The organism is Pandoraea pnomenusa, assembly GCF_000767615.3.
Classification (GTDB): Bacteria; Pseudomonadota; Gammaproteobacteria; order Burkholderiales; family Burkholderiaceae; genus Pandoraea; species Pandoraea pnomenusa.
Map to the genome: position 1 here is coordinate 4,894,940 of NZ_CP009553.3, position 20,934 is coordinate 4,915,873.

The following is a 20,934-nucleotide window of genomic DNA, read 5'->3' on the forward strand; positions in this document are numbered from 1 at the left end:
TCCCCTCCCGCCAGGGGGCATCCGGCAAAAAAACCGTCCCGAGCGCGATTTAAACGGCACTTTTCGTAGAACCACTCCGGAAAAGTCCCTGTCGAATGGGCAATGTCCCGCCTGCGGGCAAACGGTTATACTTCGCCAAAGCGCGCGCGCCCATTGGCTAGCGCCCCGAAAATCCCGGAATTTCCACGCCTATATGCGCCAAACCCTCAAACACATCGGCCTGATCGTGCTGGGCCTCGCGACCGGTGCGGCGGCCACCCTCGCGTTCTCGCAGGCCTCCGCCCAAAGCGCTACCACGCCGCTGCCGCTCGAGCAGCTTCGTCTGCTGGCCGAAGTGTTCGGCCGCATCAAGCGCGAGTACGTGCAGCCGGTCGACGACAAGAAGCTGCTGACCGCGGCCATCAAGGGCATGGTGTCGAGCCTCGACCCGCACTCGTCGTACCTCGACAAGGACGAGTACAAGGAACTGCAGGAACAGACCCGCGGCCGCTTCGCGGGCCTGGGCATCGAGATCTCCCAGGAAGACGGACTCGTGAAGGTCATCTCGCCGATCGAGGACAGCCCGGCGTTCAAGGCTGGTCTCAAGCCTGGCGACCTCATCACCCGTATCGACGACAAGCCCGTGCGCGGCATGACGCTCGACCAGGCGGTCAAGCGCATGCGCGGCGCCCCCGGCAGCAAGGTCACGCTGACGATCTTCCGCAAGTCGGAAGAGCGCACCTTCCCCGTGACGATCGTTCGCGCCGAAATCCGGGTGCAGAGCATAAAGGGCAAGATGCTCGACTCGGGCATCGCCTACGTGCGTATCACGAGCTTCCAGGAACGCACCGTGCCGGATCTGGCCAAGAAGCTCCAGGAGCTGGCCAAGGATCAACCGGTCAAGGGCCTCATCCTGGACCTGCGTAACAACGGTGGCGGTATTCTCCAGTCCGCAGTGGGCGTTTCCGCTGCATTCCTGAAGGAAGGCGCCACGGTCGTGACGACCAACGGTCAGATCGAAGACGCCAAGCAGAAGTACACGGCAACGTTCGACAACTACCGCCTGTCGGCCAGCCCGGACGATCCGCTCAAGGGTGAAGCCGCGATCTGGAAGACGGTACCGATGGTCGTGCTGGTGAACGCCTACTCCGCCTCGGCCTCGGAAATCGTGGCCGGCGCGCTGCAGGATTCGAAGCGCGCGCTCATCATGGGCAAGACGACGTTCGGCAAGGGTTCGGTGCAAACGGTGCAGCAGCTCTCGCCGGATACGGCGCTGCGCCTGACCACGGCGTACTACTACACGCCGAGCGGTCGCTCGATCCAATCCATCGGCATCAAGCCGGACGTGCCGGTCGACCAGAATCCGAAGGGCGATCCGGACGACGTGCTGGTCACGCGCGAAATCGATTACCAGAACCATCTGCACAACACGCAAACGCCTGACGAGCAGAAGGAAATCGACGCCCGCGAGGCCCGTCGCCTCGAAGAGCTCCGCCGCCTCGAGGAAGAGAACGCGAAGAAGACGCCGGAAGAGCGCAAGAAGGAACGCGAGCAGCGCCTGCCGGATCTGGGCAGCCCGGACGACTTCATGCTCCAGCAGGCCGTCCACCAGCTCAAGGGCGAGCCGGTCCAGCGCACGAAGTCGCGCCTGGAAGCCAACGCCGGTCCGATGCCGAACGACGCCTCGAAGCCTTCCGCCGCCGGCGCCAGGAACGATGCGAAGCCGGCTGCGGCCGCACCGGCCAAGCCGTCGGACAAGAAGTAAGCTTCGGCCTTACACTACAAACCGTGCCAGCGAAAGCCGGCACGGTTTTTTTATTCCTTTTCCGTATCCCCGTTTTGCAATGAACGACGATCAGTTGCTGCGCTACTCCCGCCATATTCTGCTCGACGAGCTCGGTATCGAGGGGCAGGAGCGCTTGCTCGCCGCCCACGCCGTGATCGTGGGCGCCGGCGGTCTCGGCTCGCCGGCCGCACTGTATCTGGCGGCATCGGGCGTCGGACGCATCACCTTGATCGACGACGACGAGGTCGATCTCACCAACCTGCAGCGCCAGATCCTTCACGACACGCAGAGTGTGGGGCGTCCCAAAGTGATTTCCGGGCGCGAACGTATCGCTCGGATCAATCCGGGGGTCGTGGTCGATGTGGTCAACGAACGCGTTGACGAAGCGCGGCTCACGGCGCTGGCCCGCGAGGCCAGCGTCGTCCTTGACGGCTCGGACAACTTCGCCACGCGCCACGCGGTGAACCGCGCCTGCGTGGCGGCAGGGGTGCCGCTGGTTTCGGGCGCCGCGTTGCGCTTCGACGGCCAGATCAGCGTATTCGACGTCCGCAATGACGCATCGCCCTGCTACGAGTGCATCTTTCCCGCTGACGAGCCGTTCCCGGAGCAGGCGTGCGCCACCATGGGCGTACTCGCGCCGCTCGTGGGCATCATCGGCAGCATGCAGGCCGCCGAAGCGATCAAGATCATCACGGGCATCGGCACGCCACTGGTCGGTCGCCTCCAGATGCTCGACGGACGAAGGATGAGCTGGCACACCATGCACTGCGCGCGCAATCCGGAATGCAAGGTCTGCGCGCAGCGTCACTGAAGGCCCCCGGCGCCCACGTGTCGGACCGGCGCCAAAACGCGAGACTGAACGCAAAAAGAGCGGACACCCATTTACCGGGGTCCGCTTTTTTCATGCGTCCGTCGACGCTCGACGCAGGGCCGCCGTTGTCAGGCGATAGCCAGCCGCGCCAACGCGGCCTGCATTTCCTCGGGTTCGGTGGCGGCCAGCATTTCCTGCACGGGCCGTTCCAGATCCGGCAGGTGCGCCCGAAGGATCTCCTGCTTGACCTGAAGCAACTGGCTCGGATGCATGGAGAACTCCCGCAATCCCATTCCCAGCAGCAAGCGCGTTGCCGTCGGATCGCCCGCCATTTCGCCGCAAACCGCCACCGGCACGCCGAATGCGTGCGCCTCGCGAATCGTCATGGCAATCAGGCGCAGCACGGCCGGATGCAGCGGGTCGTACAGATGCGCCACGGCGTTGTCCGCGCGGTCGATTGCGAGCGTGTATTGGATCAGGTCGTTCGTGCCGATGGACAGGAAATCGAGCCGTTTCAGGAACATCGGCACGGTCAGTGCCGCCGCGGGCACCTCGATCATCGCGCCGAGCTTCACGCCGGGGTCATAGAGCAGGCCGGCGGCGTCGAGCTGCGACTTGGCCTCGCGCACGAGTTCGAGCGTTTGATCGATTTCCTGCGCATGCGCGAGCATCGGGAACAGAATCTGCACCTTGCCGAATGCCGAGGCCCGCAGGATCGCCCGCAGTTGCGTGAGGAACATGCGTGGCTCCGACAGGCTCCAGCGGATGGCCCGCAGGCCAAGCGCCGGGTTCGGTGCGGTCTCGTATGTCTCGTGACTGTCGAGCGGTTTGTCGGCCCCGACGTCGATGGTGCGGATCGTGAGCGGCAACCCATGCATCGCTTCCACGGCACGCTTGTACGCTTCGAACTGCGCTTCCTCCTCCGGCGCTTCTTCCTCGTTCATGAAGAGGAACTCCGTGCGGAACAGTCCCACGCCGACGGCGCCCGCCTCGACCGCCGTCTTGGCATCTTCGGGCAATTCGATGTTGGCCAGCAAGGCAATGGGCGTGCCGTCGATGGTCTGGGCGGGGGAGTGCTTCAACCGTTGCAGGCGACGCTCTTCCAGTGCGCGTTCGCTCTGTCGGTAGCTGTACTCTTCGAGCACGATCGGGGCCGGATCGACGATGACGACGCCGTTGTCACCATCGATGATGATCACGTCGTCCTGCTTGACGAGCAGACTGGCCTGCGCCACGCCAACGGCCGCCGGAATACCAAGACTGCGGGCGACGATGGCCGTGTGCGACGTCTTGCCGCCCAGGTCCGTGACAAAGCCCTTGAAGGTCTGCGACTTGAATTGCAGCATGTCGGCCGGCGCGATGTCGCGGGCCACGACGATCATGTCGTCGCGCGGCGTCTCGGCGACCACATGTCGAATGCCGGGCGCGCCGGCGAGCGCCTTGAGCACCCGTTCCGTCACCTGTTCGATGTCGGCACGGCGCTCGCGCAGGTACTCGTCGTCGATGTCCTCGAAGCGTGCGACGAGGACCTCGAGTTGCGTCGTCAGCGCCCATTCCGCGTTGTAGCGTCGTTCACGAATGAGCTTGAGGACGGCGTCGGCCAGCAGCGTGTCGTTGAGAATCAGCGAGTGAACGTCGAGGAACGCGCCCATCTCGCCGGGTGCGTCGTCGGGCAGTTCGGCCTTGAGCGTATCGAGTTCGTGCTGGACAGTCGCCTGAGCGCTGTGAAAGCGCGCGATTTCGTCGTCGATCTGCGAAGGATCGAGCAGATAATGCGGGACATCGAGCGTGGCGGGCGCGAGCAAATACGCTCGCCCGATGGCGATGCCGCGGGAAACGGGAATACCGTGCAGGGTGAAAGACAAGGAAGTCTCCCCAGTTCAGAGGCGGGTGATACGACCGTATTCTGTGTTTATTTTACGTTTCGGGGGCGTTTTGGGGGCATATCCGGCGCCTGTCTCGCGCATGTTTTGCGCGTGGATCGCGCCTGTATCCCGGTAGGCGGCAACGGGGGCGACGTGTGCTTCCATGTCCCCGCGCGCGGCGGCGCGCCTGCAAAGCGCCGTGACTTACCGCGATCGCCGCAATGGCGTGTTATTCCCCTTCGCCGAACTTGTTCGCGATGAGCGCCAGGATTTCGTCCATGGCCTGCTGCTCGTCCTCGCCTTCCGTTTCGACTTCGATCGTCGAGCCGATCCCGGCCGCCAGCATCATGACACCCATGATGCTCTTTGCGTTGATTCGCCGACCGTTCCGGGTCAGCCAGACCTCACTCTGAAATTTCGCTGCCAGTTGCGTCAGCTTTGCGGATGCCCGGGCGTGCAAGCCCAATTTATTTACGATCGTCGTTTCTTGTCGAAGCATGTTTCAGTGTGACGTAGTGTGTGTGGCCGGCGCACCCGCGCCGACTTCCAGAATACCTTTAGATCCGCCCGAAAGCACCTTCTCCGCCAACGTGTCGAGCGGCACGGAGCGATAGCACACCGCCTTGATCAACATCGACAGGTTCACCCCGGCGAGCACGCGCACTTTGGGGCCGACAAGTTGCGCCGCCACGTTCGACGGCGTCGCGCCGAACAAGTCGGTCAGCACGAGCACACCATTCTCTTCGTGCAGGTCAACCAGACGTTCGCGCGCCGTTTCGACGAGCGCCGCCGTGTCCTGGTCGGGAACGACGTCGATCGCGCCGATGCGCGACGGGCAGCCCCCGTAGATATGCGAAACACACTCGCGCAGCGCGGAGGCGAGCGGTGCATGGGCGATGATCAGAATTCCAGCCATGATGCTAGGCACGCCATGCGCCGCGCGTGTTCGGGATACAAACACAACGACGGACGCGCGCCTGTCGATTTTGGGATTCCTATTCTAGCAGGCGCGCAAAAACCCCGAATTTTCATGGTCTTAGCGTCTACCCCAAGCGATGCCTGGCACGCTCCCGTCGAGCCTCAGACCGCCTGTTCCAGCGCGTCGATAAACATCTTCGGCACGTCGAAACCGGTCTGGTCGGTGATTTCCTGGAAGCACGTCGGGCTCGTGACGTTGACTTCCGTCAGATAATCGCCAATGACGTCCAGGCCCACGAGCAGCAGGCCGCGCTGCCAGAGCACCGGGGCGAGCGCCTCGGCGATCTCGCGGTCGCGCGCGGACAGGTCGCGCGCTTCGCCCAGTCCACCCGCAGCGAGATTGCCGCGCACTTCATTGCCTTGCGGGATACGCGCGAGCGAATGCGGCACGACCTTGCCACCGATGACGAGCACCCGCTTGTCGCCCAGCTTGATGTCCGGGATGAAGCGCTGCGCCATGACCGAGCGCGCCCCGTTTTCCCCGAGCATTTCGATAACCGATCCCAGGTTGCGTCCGTCCGGGCCGATGCGGAACACGCCCGTGCCGCCCATGCCGTCGAGCGGCTTGTAGATCACGTCGCCGTGCTCGGCGTGGAACGCCCGCAGTCGCGCTGCGTCGCGCGTGACCAGGGTCGGCGCCACGAACTGCCCGAACTCGGCAATGGCCAGTTTTTCGGAATGATCGCGGATCGCGCCGGGCTTGTTGAACACGCGCGCGCCCGCACGCTCGGCGATCTCCAGCAGCCACGTGGAATTGATGTATTCCATGTCGAACGGCGGATCCTTGCGCATGAGCACGGCGTCGAACTCCGTGAGTGCGGCCACGCGCGTGTCCACCACGTCGTACCAGACCTGCGCGTCGCCCGTCATGCGGATCTCGCGCACGCGCGCGTCGACGGAGGCGCCCTGCCATGCCATCTCATGGGGTTCGCACGCGAAGATACGGTGCCCGCGACGCGCGGCTTCGCGCATCATCGAGAACGTGGTGTCCTTGTAGATCTTGAACTGGTCGAGCGGGTCGGCGATAAAGAGAATCTGCATCGATCGGCGGGAGTCTTAGGGGGTTCGGATGCAAACACCGCGGCAAGCGGCGACAGGCAACTATTCTAGCCGAGCCGTCATTTTGCCGCTTCGCACCGGCACGCCGCCCCTGCCCGCCCCAACCCCGCCAGCAGCGGCGCGTCGCGCACCGGGTCCAGCCGCGCTCGCATGAGCGACAGATGCGTCTTGAGCGTCTGCACGCCGATCGCACAGGCTTCGCGCGTCTGCGCGCGGGACTGGCCCGCGAGCAGTCGCATCGCGATCTCGCGTTGCACTGGCGTAAGCGCAGTGGCACGAAGGCGTTGCAACAATCGGATGGACGGCGGCACGGCAAGGTGCAGCGCGATGCGCACGCGCTCCGTGGCGCGCCCTCCCATCCCGCAAAGATGCGTGGCATGCAGATGCAGCGTGCCTCCGGGAACGAGCACCGCACGACTCGCCTGGCGGCCCGCCCCGGTCTCGATCGGCGGTTGCAGCATCAGGGCATTCGCGAGCGACCGGCAGACGTCCACCACGGCACAGGCATCGGGCCATGCGCCGCCGGGCGCGGGCCGCCAAACCCGGCGCATGAGGGCGAGCGCCGACGGGTCGGCCCACTCTGGCTGGTGTCGATGCCAGACGAGCGTGCCCGTGACATCGTCGTCAACGGCCCACCAAGCCGCCGGTCGCGAGGTCGACGGCATGGCCGGCGGAGCCGGCATGGGCGATGGGACAGATGAAAGCAACGGGAGGGCCGAGAAGGATGAGAGCGTCGCAGCGGACGAGGGCGACGAGGGCGATGAAGAAGACGGAAGCGGCGGGAAAAGTGGACGCCCGGGCGGCGCCGCGAACTCAGAGGCCGCTGCCTCGAATGTCGTCACGTCCCGCGCGTTGAAGCGCGGCTTCGACCGATGGCGGCCGACGAGCAGCCGGAGCGCGCCGATCGGCTTCGCAGACGGCGCGTCGAACATCGCGGCTGGCGGCGCCGCGACCGGCCGCACACAGACGTCGAGCAAGTCGCCGTCCGGCAAACAGCGGTCCAGCGCGGCGGGACGAGGCAGCGAGATCGCCTCCTGCGCCGCACCCGTGCCCCTGGCGCGTCGCGCATGGGCGCGCAGCAGGCTGTCGCGCGAGGGCGAGCGGGGCCATATGGCGGCGGCCGGCATGGCGGGCCCACCGCTCACCGCCATTTGCTCGCACGCCAGAAGCGAAGTCTGCGGGGCGTACCATTCGGTGACACCGCTCGCCTGCGCAAACGTCGAATCTTCTGCCGCGTCGACCTCCCCCCTTCACACCATAGCGCCACCACCCCGTCGGCCGCCAGCCCGGTGCGCAAGGTCTCCAGCCATAGCGACAGGTAACCGAGGGTGGGCACCGGCAATTGGTGGATTTGACGAAGGCACGCCCGCAACTCGCCATGCATTCCCATGTAGCTCCCCGCCAGTCCCAAGGAAATTTCTTAATCCGCTGTGTCACGAACCGTCATCCCCCATTCGGGGGATGTCCGGTGTGCCGAACCGTCGCATCATCCACTTACTGCTGACACGAACCGTAAGGCGGACCGGAAAAGTACACGATCCGTCAGACGAGGGGGGAACGCAGGAAAACCAGTTTGCGGGGGGACTCGCTCAGGGAAGCCCCGATTTCCGGCCGTTGCATGAGGCGGCCGGTAAATGTGACGCCCGGCTAGTCGGGGGGCCAGCCGGGCGTCTTTTTCTTTGCGCCGACCTGCACCGGACGCGCGCGAAGCCACCGCCGCGCGGATTCGGCTTCATAACGAATTCAGAATCTTCTCAAGCAGACGCAGAGGCCGATAGTGCGCGAGTCGATGTCACTCGCTCACTCGTCTCTCATTCGTTGACCGTTCGTCGTCAATACGTTTCCGGGTCCGGGTCCGTGCGCTCGAGTTCGACGGAGGCGGCCAGGAGCGCCAGACGCGCCACCACCCCGTACATGTAGAACCGGTTGGGCGGCGCGGCGCCCGGCTTGGCGTGGACATCCGGCAAGGCGGTGTGTTCGAACGCCAGCGGAACGAAGTGCATGCCGGGGGCGTTCAGATTCTCGTCGGTGCCGCGTCCCGTATGCACGCGATAGAACCCGCCCACCACGTACCGGTCGATCATGTATACGACCGGTTCGGCTACCGCCTCATTGATGCGCTCGAACGTGTACACCCCCTCCTGCACGATCACGTCGTGCACTTCGAGGCCTTCCTTGACCACGCTCATCTTGGTGCGTTCGCGCCGGTTCAGGCTTTTGATCTCCGCGGCGTCGTGCACCATCATCACGCCCATGCCGTAGGTGCCGGCATCGGCCTTGATCACGACGAACGGCTTCTCCGTGATGCCGTACTCGCGATACTTCTTGTTGATCTTCTTGAGCACCGCGTCGACGGTGTCCGCCAGTTTCTCCTCCCCGACGCGTTCGTCGAAGTCGATGCCCTCGCACTTCGCGAAGTACGGATTGAGCATCCACTGGTCGACGTCGATCATCTTGGCGAACTTCTTGACGATGTCGTCATAGGCCGAGAAGTGCTGGCTCTTGCGGCGCACGGCCCATCCCGCGTGCAGCGGCGGCAACAGGTATTGCTCGTGCAGGCCTTCCAGAATCGGCGGAATGCCCGCCGACAGGTCGTTGTTGAGCAGGATCGAGCACGGATCGAAGTTCTTGAGCCCCAGCCGGCGCGGCGTGCGCTCGAGCGGTTCGATCACCACGTGCTGGCCGTCGGGCAACTCGATGGTCGTCGGTTCGCTGATGTCGTCCGAGAGCGAGCCCAGCCGCACGTTCAGTCCGGCATGACGCATGATCGTCGACAGGCGCGCGATGTTTTGCAGGTAGAACGAGTTGCGCGTGTGCCGCTCGGGGATAAGGAGCAGATTCTTCGCGTCGGGGCAGATCTTCTCGATGGCGGCCATGGCGGCCTGCACGGCAAGGGGAAGCACTTCCGGCGCGAGATTGTTGAAGCCGCCCGGAAAGAGGTTGGTGTCGACGGGGGCAAGCTTGAAGCCGGCATTTCGCAGATCGACCGAACAATAGAACGGCGGCGTATGTTCCTGCCACTCGAGCCGGAACCAGCGCTCGATGGCGGGCGTCGCATCGAGGATCTTCTTTTCCAGGTCGAGCAGGGGGCCTTTCAGGGCCGTGACGAGATGCGGAACCATGCTTCTCTCATATCCAGATGGAATATCGATTGTAGAGCATACGCCCGGCCCCTTTGCCGTTCGCCATGCCCCCGGAAGGGGCTCCGCGCCGGGCGGCGGTCCAGGCGACGCCTGCCGTCAGGCCCGGGCGTGGTGCGATCGAGTGGGGTGGCGCAATGCCGCGATGAGCGAAGGTGGGGGCAAAACCGCGGATCACAAGCGGGACACGCCTGCGCGCCGCCACGACGCCACGCCGCCACGACGGCGCCGCGTCGCGCCGAACGGGATCGAAAAAAAAGCGGGCACCCGCTGGGGTGCCCGCACAATGCCGGGACCGGCTGTCCGACCGGTACACCGGCGACGCTTCTCGCTCAACCCGCGTGGGTCAAAGCCAAACGCCTCTCAGCAATGCCTGCGATCAGTTGTGATAGGCCGATTCGCCGTGCGACGTGATATCCAGACCCTCGCGCTCCTCGTCCTCCGGCACGCGCAGTCCCAGCACGATGTCGGCGATCTTGAAGGCGATGAACGCCACCACCCCCGACCACACGAGCGTGGTCACCACGCCCTGGAACTGAATCCAGACCTGACCGGCGATCGAATAGTCCGGCGCGACCTTGTTGGCAACGTAGTCGTAGATACCCGTGCCGCCAAGCGACGGCGCAGCGAACACGCCCGTCAGAATCGCCCCGAGCATGCCGCCCACGCCGTGCACGCCGAACACGTCGAGCGCGTCGTCCGCTTTGAGCAGGCGCTTCAGGCCATTCACGCCCCACAGGCAGACCACACCGGCGATCAGGCCGAGCACGATCGAGCCCATCGGACCGACAAAGCCTGCCGCGGGAGTCACGGCCACCAGGCCGGCCACCGCACCCGAGGCACCGCCGAGCATCGACGGCTTGCCCTTGCCGATCCACTCACCCGCCGTCCACGACAGCGTAGCGGCGGCCGTGGCGAGCAGCGTGTTCACGAAAGCGAGCGCCGCGCCGCCGTTGGCTTCCAGACCCGACCCGGCGTTGAAACCGAACCAGCCGAACCAGAGCAGCGATGCGCCGATCATCGTCATGGTGAGCGAGTGCGGCTTGAAGGCTTCCTTGCCGAAGCCCACGCGCTTGCCGACCATGTACGAGCCGACCAGACCCGCGATGGCCGCGTTGATGTGCACCACCGTGCCGCCCGCGTAATCGAGCGCGCCCTTCTGGAACAGCCAGCCGGCGTGTGCCGTGGCGGCGTCCGCGGCGGCGGCATCGGTGTACGCGTCAGGACCGGCCCAGAACCAGACCATGTGCGCCATCGGCAGGTACGAGAACGTGAACCAGATCACGGTGAAGAGCAGCACGGCCGAGAACTTGGCACGCTCGGCGAAGGCGCCGACGATCAGCGCGCAGGTAATGGCGGCAAACGCTGCCTGGAAGGCCATGTACGCGTACTCCGGCACGTTGACGCCCTTGCTGAAGGTCGCGGCCACCGAATCCGGCGTCATGCCCTTCAGGAACAGGCGGTCGAAGCCCCCAAAGAACGCCCCGCCCTCGGTAAAGGCAATGCTGTATCCGTAGATGGACCAGAGCACCACGATCAACGCGAAGATGATGAAGCACTGCATCAGCACCGAGAGCATGTTCTTCGAGCGCACGAGACCGCCGTAGAACAGGCCCAGGCCAGGCAACGTCATGAGAATGACGAGCGCGGTGCAGGTGAGCAGCCACGCGGTGTCGCCCTTGTTGGGCGGCACGGGCGTCGCTGCGGCGGCGGGCGCGGGTGCGGCCGCCTGGGCTGCCGGGGCGGCGGATGCCGCAGGTGCTGCCGCGGCGGCGGCCGCGGGTGCGGCAGCTTCCGAGGCGGCGGCGGGAGCCGACGCATCCTGTGCGAATGCGGCGCCGGAACCCAGTCCGACAGCACCCGTCACGCCCAGGAAGGCGGCGGCGAGCAAGAGTTTGGCAAACAGTTTTTTCATGATGGATGTCTCTTATGTAGGACCTTTACAGCGCGTCTTCGCCGGTCTCTCCCGTACGGATTCGGACCACATGCTCAACGTTCGACACAAAAATCTTGCCGTCGCCGATCTTGCCGGTGCGGGCCGCCTGCTCGATGGCGTCGATCGCCTGATCGAGCAGCGCGTCGCCGATGACCGCCTCGATCTTCACCTTCGGCAGGAAGTCGACGACGTATTCCGCACCCCGATACAACTCGGTGTGCCCCTTTTGGCGACCGAAGCCCTTGACTTCGGTCACCGTAATGCCTGCCACACCGATGTTCGAGAGGGCTTCACGCACCTCGTCGAGCTTGAAGGGTTTCACAATGGCGGTAATCAGCTTCATGATGAGTCGCTCCTTAGAATGTCTTTGACAACCCTACGACGACCGTCGCCTTGGAGAGTACCTTGCCCGAGTTCCCGGCCGTGTAGTACTTCTCGTCTGCGTTCGTATCGATGTAGGCGACCGACACGGTGAAGTTCTTGCCCAGATCCTTCTGCAGGCCGATCTTCCAGTCGGTGTAGCTTGCCGCACTGAAGTTGTGCACCCATTGGTGACCCACGTGACCCACGGCGGACAAGCCCCAGAAGCCGATGTCGTAGGTGCCCGTCAGGTCGAGGTAGCCGCTGTTGGTCGTGTCCTGGCCGTCCGGACTCACCAGGCCGAACAGGCGGGTCAGCGAGTGCGAATACTTCAGCGTGATGGTTTTCCAGCCCACGGCGGCATACAGTTCGAAGGTATGCGGACGCGGGAAATAGGCGCCGGACGGATAGCTGCCCGGGTAGTAGTACTGCAGGCCACCGAAGTCGATGGTCCAGTCCGGAACGATTTCCTTCTTCCAGCCGCCGTAGAAGTCCATTTCGATGGGCGCGCTCACCGCGGAATTTCCGTCCGAAATCCAGCTGATGTTCGATGCCCATACGCCGGCGTAGAGGCCGGACTCATGCGCGAGGTCGAAGCCGCCCTGGACCGCCGGACGCTTCGCCGTTTGCGAGATGCCACGGAAACGGTAGTCCGAGAACAACCCGATGTTGGCGGTCACGGTGAACGGTTCAGCCGCAGCTGCGGCGGCCGGCGCCGCACCGGCGGCGGACGCGTCGCCGCTTGCCTGCGCGAAAGCGCCCGTGGATCCCGCCATCGCCCCGAAGAACACAACGCCAGCCATCGCAGTCGACACTTTTTTCATCACTTTCCCCTAAGTTGAGTATTGAAGTCTTGGTACAGCGTGCGGCAGGTTCCGGATTGGGTAGAGCAACTCCCGTGCCAGATCCGTCGTCTGCGTTTGCAGCGACGCGCAAGATACGAATTTCGGGATAAAAAAAGGGCAAAATTGCAGTGCCGTCCGCATGGCGAAGCGCACTTTGGCCATGTCGTCACCTGCCGCAACCCCGCGCGGGGTATCGTGTCGAACCCTTGCCGGGCAACGATCGGACGCCTCAGCTGCGTTGGCTGGCCGCGATAAACGGTGTTAGAGTTGCGCCAGCGTTATGGACCGTCTCCGATGCACCACCTTGCACCGGTCAGACCGGCACGACGCAGCACACTGACGGTGCAGGCACCACGTTGGTGCGAACAAATGGAGAGAGGAAGGCTTATGAAACCGAACGAGATCCTGCAAGACATGCAAGCCAAGGTGAGCGACCTGCTCAGGCAATCGCCCGCGAAGGATATCGAGCGCAACGTCAAAAGCCTTCTCAATCAGGGCTTCAACCGTCTCGATCTGGTGACTCGGGAGGAGTTCGACGTTCAGGCGCAGGTGCTCGCGCGCACGCGCGAGAAACTCGAAGCGCTCGAGAAGCGCGTGGCCGAACTCGAAAGCCTGCGCGGCGAAGCGCAGGACTGACGACCCGAAACGGGGCGCTGCGGCGCCCCTTGTCGTTTCTGGCCCGGCGCCAAGGCGTCGGCCAGCGGTTTGCGCGTCCCTGCCTCTGCCTCTGCTCCCGCCGGGTGCCCCCCCCGGACATTCGCCGAAATTGCGCCTCGACGGTCGGAATCGTCCTAGGTTCGACACTGACGCTTCCGACACCCCCGCACCCCTTCTCCGAAAACCGCCCCCCAGGCCACATTTGCGCGGTGCGGCCATTGCGCCCGCCGCGCTCCGGGCCGACGATCGATGCTCAGGCGATGCTTCGCAACGTTCGAAGGGGGAAGGCATGACATTGGCCATCGTGAGCAGCCGGGCGATTACGGGCATGGCAGCGCGCCCGGTGACGGTCGAAGTCCATCTTGCGAACGGGCTCCCTGGCCTGTCGCTGGTGGGTCTGCCCGACACCGAAGTCAAGGAAAGCCGGGAGCGGGTACGCTCGGCATTGCAGAACAGCCGGTTCGAATTTCCGGCGCGGCGCATCACGGTCAATCTGGCGCCCGCTGACCTGCCGAAGGCATCCGGTTGTTTCGACCTGCCGATTGCGCTCGGCATTCTCGCGGCCAGTGGCCAGTTGCCCGAGGCGGGACTGCGGACGCACGAGTTCGCGGGCGAATTGTCGCTCACCGGCGAGCTGCGCCGCGTGCGTGGGGGGCTCGCCATGGCGGGCGCCATCGCCGCCGAGGCGTCGACGCGCGCGCTGGTGCTTCCCGTGGACAGCGCTCAGGAGGCGGCCCTGGTCGAAGACGCCACCGTCTTCGGCGCACGCACGTTGCTCGATGTCTGTGCGCATCTTGCCGAACCCGACGTTGCGACGCCGTTGCCGCGTGCCACCGTGCCGGGTGGGTCGATGCGGCAGGACGGCGCAGCGTTGTCGCCCTGCACCGGCGAGCGGCCGATCCCCACGGATCCGGTGGCCGATGCGCCCGATCTGTCGGACATCAAGGGGCAGGCCCCGGCTAAACGGGCACTGGAAGTGGCGGCCGCGGGCGGACATCACATTCTCTTCTATGGGCCGCCGGGCACGGGCAAGTCGATGCTGGCGACGCGGCTCGCCGGTCTGCTTCCCGCGTTAAGCAAGGCACATGCCGTGGAATCCGCCACGCTCGCGAGCCTCAGCGCGCAGGGGTTCGACTTGCGCCACTGGGGACGCCGCCCCGTTCGCACCCCGCATCACACGGCATCGGCTGCCGCACTCGTGGGCGGCGGCAGCACGCCGCGCCCTGGCGAAATCAGCCTGGCCCATCGCGGGGTGCTCTTTCTCGACGAATTGCCCGAATTCCAGCGGCGTGTGCTCGAAGTTCTGCGCGAACCACTCGAGCAGGGGCATGTGACCATCTCCCGTGCCGGCGGACATGCCACGTTCCCCGCCGCGTTCCAGTTGGTCGCCGCAATGAACCCGTGTCCCTGCGGCGATCTGGGGCACCCGTCGCGACGCTGTCGCTGCACGGCCGACGCGGTGGCGCGCTACCGCAACCGGCTCTCAGGGCCGCTGCTCGATCGCATCGACCTGCACGTGGAAGTGCCGGCGCTGAGCGCCGAGACGTTCGCCGCCCAGGCCGACGGCGAGCGGAGTGAGGTTGTCGCATCGCGCGTCAGGCAGGCGCGGGAGTGGCAGTTGTCGCGTCAGGGGCAATTGAACTGCGCGCTGTCCGGACGGGCCCTGGAGATGCAATGCGCATTGTCGCGCGACGCCGAAGCGGTCCTGCATCGGGCCGTGGCGCAGCACCACTGGTCGGCTCGCACCTATCATCGCGTGCTGCGTGTGGCGCGCACCGTCGCGGATCTTGCGCAATGCCAAGCCATCGATGCCCATCACGTCGCCGAAGCTGTGCAATATCGAGAGGCCCCCAGTTGACCGCATGACGACACGGCGGCGACCGGACGGCGTCACTCCAGAGTGAACGAGTCGAGAAATTGGTCGACCTGGTCCTGTGTGGGCGCTTTCGTCGCGAGGACCACGACCTGATAGACGTGATTGCCGCGCCCGACAAACCGGGCGGCGACGTAGCGCGGTGTCTTGTCGCTTGCCACGCCCTGCGCGGCGACGGCCAGTCCGGGCACGGCCGGCGCGTCGCCCGCCTGGCGCACCATCACCTGCGCCGGTTTGGCCGCGGCTTCGTTGACGTTAGCGAGCAATCCTTGCTGCAATTCGGCAAGCACCGTCTGTCGCAACGTGGCGTCGTCGGACGGCAATGTCACCACGCCCACGGCGAACAAGGCGGCGTCCACACGGGCGGCCTGCATGCGCATGGGCAACGCACCCGATGCGAATTTGACTTCGCGGGCGTCCTGCGTCGGCTTGGCGGGATACGTCACGGCATAGCCGCCGTCCGTGTCGTGCACCTCACGCCAGTCGTAGCGAGGGGAACAGGCGGCGAGTACCACCGCTGAGGCGAGCATCACGCAGACACGGACAACACGGTTCATGGACGGGAGACTTTCGAAGGACCGGGAAACGGCCATTATCCGTCATGTCGCGTCACTAACGCGCCTTGAGGCGCTCACGCATACACACCGTTCCCGGTATCATCGGCGACATGAAAAACGCATTCGCTCCCGCTCGCCCCGTCCCCGGGACCACGCGGACGCCATGGCCTCGATACGCCGTTCCGGCCTCACGCGCCCCACGTGCGGCCGATGCAACCCATACGGCCCATGAGGACCATGAGGCCCATACGGCCCGTGCGGGCCTTGCCGCACGCACCGGGCGTCTGATGCCGGCCGTCACCCTGGCGGCGAAGGCACTCGCGGTGCTGTCGATGCTCGGCGGCGTCCCGGGTGCGGCAAACGCCGCCTCCACGCCCGGCGACGACCTGCGTTCGGTCACGTCCGGGCGAGAATCGGCGCAGCCGGGCGGCGTGACGTATCCGCGCGCAGTCTCGTCGTCTTCCGCTTCGACTGCGTCGACCGCTTTGCCCGCGTCGCCCCTCTCGCGCGACGTCAAAGCGCCCGCGCGCGAGTCCGCCGCTGTGCCGCTGGCGACGGACTTCGCCGCACACGCACAACGTGCCAAGTCACTCGACGTGCCGCTGATCGTGCTGGTGTCGCTGCGCGACTGCGTCTACTGCGGGCCCATCCGCCAACGTGAGCTCGCGCCGCTGGTGCGCAGCGGCAAGTACGAAGTGCGCGAGATCGGCATGGACAGCACGGCGGCGGTGCGCGACTTCGATGGCTCGACCACCACCGGTGTTGCCTGGGCGCGCGCGCACGGGGCCAAGGTGTCGCCGACGGTTTTGTTCCTCGATACGAACGGACGGCCCGTTGCCGAGCCTTTGATCGGCGCTGGCCTGCCCGATTTCTACGGCGCCTACCTCGACAACGCCATCGCGCGCGGTCGAGCCCGCCTTCACGGGGGAAACGGGAATTCCGGCGCTGCTACGCGTCGAGATTGATCCCAGAGAATCAGAGTAGAATCGACGTCACCCAATGAACAACCTCATCCCAACGGCTGTGTCATGAGCACCTCGACCTCCCGCAAGTCTCCGCTTGGCAAGATCGTCGCTGTGGCGATCGTCGCCGTCGTCGCGATTGCCGCCTACTTCACGTTCGCCGGTCAGAAGCGCGCCCCGGACGCCACCTTCACGCTGCTCTCGGGCCAGAAGCTCGGCACCGAGCAACTCAAGGGCAAGGTCTACCTCGTCAATTTCTGGGCGACGAGCTGCACGACCTGCATGAAGGAAATGCCCACGATGGTGCAGACGTACGAGAAGTACAAGGGCCGGGGTCTGGAGTTCGTGGCGGTGGCCATGAGTTACGACCCGCCGATGTATGTGGTGAATTACGCGCAATCGCGTCAGTTGCCGTTCAAGGTCGCCATGGACTCGGACGGCAGCGTGGCAAAGCAGTACGGGAACGTACAGCTCACGCCCACGACCTTCGTGGTGGACCGTGACGGCAAGGTGCTCAAGCAGTACGTTGGCGAGCCGGAATACGCGGAACTCGACAAGCTTATCGAGAAGGCGCTGGCCAAACAGGCCTGACGCCCCGCGCACGGTCAGGTCACCGAGCATGAAAAGATAGCGCCCTTCGGGGCGCTTTTTCGTTTTGGGCGCCTCAGCGCACGCCCTCGCTCCCGTCGCCCTGCCCGCGCGTTTGCAGCCCGTAGCGCTTGAGCTTTTCGTAGAGCGTGGCCTTGGGAACGTGCAGCGCCTCGGCCGTGGCGGCCACATTTCCCTTGCTGTGTTCCAGCGCTTCTTGCAGCACCGCACGCTCGAAGCGTTCCACCTGCTCCTTGAGCGGCAAGGGTGCGAGCGAATCGCCCTCGGGCGCGCTCGCCACCCCCAGCACGAGACGGTCGGCCGCATTGCGAAGCTCGCGCACGTTACCGGGCCAGTCCGCCTGCATCAACTCCTGACGCATCCGGTCCGAGACCACCGGCGCGGGGCGGCCGTAACGCACGGCGGCGTCGAGCAGGAAGTGTTCGAACAGCGGCAGGATGTCCTCGCGGCGCTCGCGCAGCGGCGGCAAGGCGAGCGTGACCACGTTCAGCCGATAGTACAGGTCGCGGCGGAACGTGCCCGCGCGCACGAGCGCCTCCATGTCGCCCTTGGCGGCCGCCACGATACGGCAGTCGACGCGAATCGACTGATTCGACCCGAGTCGCTCCAGCACGCCGTCCTGCAGCACGCGCAGCAGCTTGACCTGCAACGCGGCGGGCATGCTCTCGATCTCGTCGAGAAACAGCGTGCCGCCCGAGGCATGCTCCAGCTTGCCAATACGACGCTTGGCCGCACCGGTGAACGCACCGACCTCGTGGCCGAACATCTCGCTCTCGAAAATGGCTTCGGGCAACGCCCCGCAGTTGAGTGCGACGAACGGCGCATCGCGTCGACGCGACAATTCATGCAGACTGCGCGCCACCAGCTCCTTGCCGGTTCCGGTGTCGCCGTTGATGAGCACCGGCGCGTCGGTCATCGCCACATTGGCAATCAGCGTGCGCAGCGTCTCGATCGACGGACTGCGGCCGATGATGCGCGACGCCCGTCCGCCCTGCTCGGCCAGTTCGCGACGCAGGGCCTGGTTCTCCAGCATCAGCTTGCGGGTTTCGAGCGCGCGCTTGGCCGACTCGATCAGACGATCCGGCGCGAAGGGCTTTTCAATGAAGTCGTAAGCGCCGTCGCGAATGGCCTGCACCGCCATCGAAATGTCGCCATGGCCCGTCACGAGGATCACCGGCACTTCCGGCGCGTGCTGCCGCAGGTGCGCGAGCAGCTCCAGCCCGCTCATGCCGATCAGGCGAATGTCGGACACGACGATACCGGCGAAGTCCGGCGTGATGCGCTCGCGCGCCGCCTCGGCCGATGCGAGCCCGAAGGCGTCGAGGCCGGCGAGTTGCAGGCTTTGCAGCGTGGCGCGCCGCACGAGTTCGTCGTCTTCGACAAAAAGGATCTGGAGGTTCTTGTACATCATGCGAGGGTTGCACTGGTGCTGCGCTGTACGCGGCGCAGCGTCACGAGGAATTCGGCACCGCCGCCGGGAACATTGCGCGCCACCAGCTGGCCGCCGTTCTCCTGCGCGATGGACGATGAAATGGCGAGTCCGAGCCCCATGCCCTGCCCGCCCTCCTTGGTACTGAAAAACGGTTCGAAAAGACGCGGCATATGTGCCTCCGAAATGCCCGGCCCATTGTCGCGCACGTAAATGCGCACCCATTGCGCGTCGGCGTCGACATCGATCCAGATCGACGGCGGCGCATGCGTGCCCGACACGCTCAGCACGGCGTCGATGGCATTGCCCACCAAATTGATGAGCACCTGCTCCAGACGCAAGCCTTCACAGGCGACCCGCACGTCGTCGAGACCGTCGGCGAACATGGTGGCGACCTGGATGCCGGCCAGCCGCCCGCGCAGCAACATCAGCGAATTTTCCAGCGCGCGCCGCACCGATGCCTCCGAGTCGCCGCGCCGCGCGCGTCCGGCGAACAGCCGCAGTTGTCCCGTGATCTTGCCCATGCGATCGGTCAGCGACGCGATGGCCTCGAGGTTCTCGCGCGCCGCGTCGTGTTCACCGCGCTCGAGCAGCACGCGCGTATTGTCGGAGAAGCTGCGCAGTGCCGAGAGCGGCTGGTTGAGCTCGTGCGTGATGCCGGCGGCCATCTGTCCGAGCGCCACGAGTTTCGACGCCTGCACGAGTTCGCTCTGCGCCTCGCGCAATTCGTGCTCCGTGCGCGAGCGTTCCTGCACTTCGGTCTGCAATCGCTCGTTCGCGGATTGCAGGTCCGCCGTGCGCTCGGCCACCCGCTCGCCCAGCTCGGCGTACGCGGCCTGGAGCAGTTCTCGGCTCTTGAGCATGTCGCGCACCCGCTGGCGACGCTGATTCCAAGCCACGCCCAGCAAGCACGTGAACGCCGCCAGGCACGCCGCGGCCACCGCCGCGATCCGTGCATTGGCGATCACCTGGTCGAGCGGGGCGAAGTACATGAGCGTCCAGTTCGGCTCTCCCAGCTTGCGCTGCACGGCGAGAAAGCGCCGGCTTCTGCCCGCGCCGCGACCGTCGCGCACGGTCACCACCTCGCCGTCGGCGTCGAGCCGCTCATCCTCGTGCCATGCCAGCGGCGTGATGTGCTGGTTGTAATACTGGCGCGTGCTGTTGAGCGCCGCAGTCACCTCGGGAGAGAGCGGTGCAAGCGAGCGGTACTGCCAGCGCGGCTCCGACGACAGGAACACCACGCCGTGATCGTCGGCGACCACGACCGGCTCGGAGGCGTCGGCGCCCGCGCGCTGGAACCATTCCAGATTCAACTTGACGACGACCACGCCGCGAATCGCGCCATCCACCAGGATCGGCTGGGAAACGAAATAGCCCGGCTCGCCTGAGGTGGTGCCCACGCCGTAGAACCGGCCGAGCGCGCCCTTGATAGCGTCGATGAAATACGGGCGGAAGCGGTACTCCTGTCCGACGAATGTGGCCTTCTCGCGCCAGTTGCTCGCTGCCAGGGCGAGGCCATTGGCATCGATCACGTAGGCGGCCGAGGCCTTGGCGCGGTGGTTCACATCGAACAGATAATCGTTGGCGCGTTGCACGACCGCGCGGTCTTTGGGATTGCGCAGCAGATCGTGCACATAGGGGTGCAGCGACAACAGGTAGGGCAGGAATTCGTAGCGGTCGACGGTGCTGCGCAGGCTTCCGGCATAGCGCTCGACGCGCGCGCCGGCATTCACGCGCAGATCGGCCACGCCGCGCTGCCAGCTCAGGGCGTAAGTCAACCAGCAGAACAGGACGCTCGCCAACAGCATGACGACTATCCACGACCAACGGCGCATCGGCACGGTCCTCTCGAGTTCGATGGGGACTTCGTCGCGCCGGCGATCCGGTGACCTCGCGCGCGCGTCGGCGGCACTCGCGGGCGAGTCGCGGCGGCATGCGCGGATCAGGGTGTCGTACAGGGTGGCCATTGGGGCGCTGGGTACCGAAGGACCACCGGGCGGCGAAGCTCAGGCGCTATTGTGCCTGTGCCGCGCCGCCCGGTGGCGAACGTGGGTGTGGCAGCGGGTTTCATGTCCGGCCGGCGCCGGC

The 20,934-nt window shown here is 65.5% G+C and carries 18 protein-coding genes; 6 read left to right on the forward strand and 12 right to left on the reverse strand.

The features are described 5' to 3' along the window. Positions 1 to 193 precede the first annotated feature (193 nt). Together LV28_RS45945 and LV28_RS45950 are read left to right on the forward strand one after the other, a co-directional pair. Complete coding sequence (locus LV28_RS45945; protein WP_023597823.1) at positions 194 to 1,744, forward strand: S41 family peptidase; 1,551 nt, start codon at positions 194 to 196, stop codon at positions 1,742 to 1,744. Between the two features lie 79 nt (positions 1,745 to 1,823). Beyond that, entirely contained in the window at positions 1,824 to 2,576 is a 753-nt protein-coding gene (locus LV28_RS45950; RefSeq protein WP_023597824.1) for a HesA/MoeB/ThiF family protein, read from the forward strand. A gap of 128 nt (positions 2,577 to 2,704) precedes the next feature. Here LV28_RS45950 and ptsP read toward each other — a convergent pair whose 3' ends face one another. From ptsP to LV28_RS45995, 9 genes are all read right to left on the reverse strand, one after another. After that, complete coding sequence (ptsP, locus tag LV28_RS45955; RefSeq protein WP_023597825.1) at positions 2,705 to 4,441, reverse strand: phosphoenolpyruvate--protein phosphotransferase; 1,737 nt, start codon at positions 4,439 to 4,441, stop codon at positions 2,705 to 2,707. Between the two features lie 229 nt (positions 4,442 to 4,670). After that, a complete protein-coding gene (locus tag LV28_RS45960; RefSeq protein ID WP_023597826.1) occupies positions 4,671 to 4,940 on the reverse strand; it encodes an HPr family phosphocarrier protein in 270 nt (89 codons plus the stop codon). 3 nt (positions 4,941 to 4,943) lie between these two features. Then, a complete protein-coding gene (locus LV28_RS45965; RefSeq protein ID WP_023597827.1) occupies positions 4,944 to 5,357 on the reverse strand; it encodes a PTS sugar transporter subunit IIA in 414 nt (137 codons plus the stop codon). 164 nt (positions 5,358 to 5,521) lie between these two features. Continuing rightward, entirely contained in the window at positions 5,522 to 6,460 is a 939-nt protein-coding gene (gene gshB / locus LV28_RS45970) for a glutathione synthase (protein WP_023872953.1), read from the reverse strand. Between the two features lie 77 nt (positions 6,461 to 6,537). After that, on the reverse strand, positions 6,538 to 7,143 hold the full coding sequence (locus tag LV28_RS48930) for a helix-turn-helix transcriptional regulator (protein WP_145862782.1): 606 nt from the start codon (positions 7,141 to 7,143) through the stop codon (positions 6,538 to 6,540). Positions 7,144 to 8,310: 1,167 nt separating this feature from the next. Further along, positions 8,311 to 9,600, reverse strand: a complete 1,290-nt coding sequence (gene gshA / locus LV28_RS45980) for a glutamate--cysteine ligase (protein WP_023597830.1) — start codon at positions 9,598 to 9,600, stop codon at positions 8,311 to 8,313. A 397-nt stretch (positions 9,601 to 9,997) separates the two neighbouring features. Then, entirely contained in the window at positions 9,998 to 11,533 is a 1,536-nt protein-coding gene (amt, locus tag LV28_RS45985) for an ammonium transporter (protein WP_023597831.1), read from the reverse strand. Positions 11,534 to 11,558: 25 nt separating this feature from the next. Further along, on the reverse strand, positions 11,559 to 11,897 hold the full coding sequence (locus LV28_RS45990; protein WP_010804740.1) for a P-II family nitrogen regulator: 339 nt from the start codon (positions 11,895 to 11,897) through the stop codon (positions 11,559 to 11,561). Positions 11,898 to 11,910: 13 nt separating this feature from the next. Then, positions 11,911 to 12,738 carry a TorF family putative porin gene (locus LV28_RS45995; RefSeq protein WP_023872951.1) on the reverse strand — a complete coding sequence of 276 codons (828 nt, stop codon included), beginning with the start codon at positions 12,736 to 12,738 and terminating at the stop codon, positions 11,911 to 11,913. Between the two features lie 408 nt (positions 12,739 to 13,146). Here LV28_RS45995 and LV28_RS46000 point away from each other — a divergent pair, with 408 nt between their 5' ends. Continuing rightward, complete coding sequence (locus LV28_RS46000; RefSeq protein ID WP_024788671.1) at positions 13,147 to 13,395, forward strand: accessory factor UbiK family protein; 249 nt, start codon at positions 13,147 to 13,149, stop codon at positions 13,393 to 13,395. A gap of 310 nt (positions 13,396 to 13,705) precedes the next feature. Beyond that, complete coding sequence (locus LV28_RS46005; protein WP_031627440.1) at positions 13,706 to 15,274, forward strand: YifB family Mg chelatase-like AAA ATPase; 1,569 nt, start codon at positions 13,706 to 13,708, stop codon at positions 15,272 to 15,274. 32 nt (positions 15,275 to 15,306) lie between these two features. Here the strand turns inward: LV28_RS46005 and LV28_RS46010 are convergent, their stop codons facing one another. After that, positions 15,307 to 15,846, reverse strand: a complete 540-nt coding sequence (locus LV28_RS46010; RefSeq protein ID WP_023597835.1) for a hypothetical protein — start codon at positions 15,844 to 15,846, stop codon at positions 15,307 to 15,309. A 287-nt stretch (positions 15,847 to 16,133) separates the two neighbouring features. Between LV28_RS46010 and LV28_RS46015 the strand changes: the two genes are divergently transcribed. Both LV28_RS46015 and LV28_RS46020 read left to right on the forward strand, forming a co-directional pair. After that, the gene (locus tag LV28_RS46015) at positions 16,134 to 16,811 is read left to right on the forward strand and encodes a thioredoxin domain-containing protein (protein WP_052408622.1); all 678 of its coding nucleotides are present in this window, start codon (positions 16,134 to 16,136) and stop codon (positions 16,809 to 16,811) included. A gap of 63 nt (positions 16,812 to 16,874) precedes the next feature. Then, positions 16,875 to 17,399 (forward strand): TlpA family protein disulfide reductase, encoded by a 525-nt coding sequence (locus LV28_RS46020; RefSeq protein WP_023597837.1) that lies wholly within the window; start codon positions 16,875 to 16,877, stop codon positions 17,397 to 17,399. 73 nt (positions 17,400 to 17,472) lie between these two features. On the opposite strand, the gene LV28_RS46025 is transcribed toward LV28_RS46020, so the two are convergent. Together LV28_RS46025 and LV28_RS46030 are read right to left on the reverse strand one after the other, a co-directional pair. After that, complete coding sequence (locus LV28_RS46025) at positions 17,473 to 18,825, reverse strand: sigma-54-dependent transcriptional regulator (protein WP_023872945.1); 1,353 nt, start codon at positions 18,823 to 18,825, stop codon at positions 17,473 to 17,475. After that, positions 18,825 to 20,813: a sensor histidine kinase gene (locus LV28_RS46030; RefSeq protein WP_081326967.1), complete on the reverse strand. Its 1,989-nt coding sequence runs from the start codon at positions 20,811 to 20,813 to the stop codon at positions 18,825 to 18,827. Before LV28_RS46030 ends, LV28_RS46025 begins: the two co-directional genes overlap by 1 nt. Positions 20,814 to 20,934 lie beyond the last annotated feature (121 nt).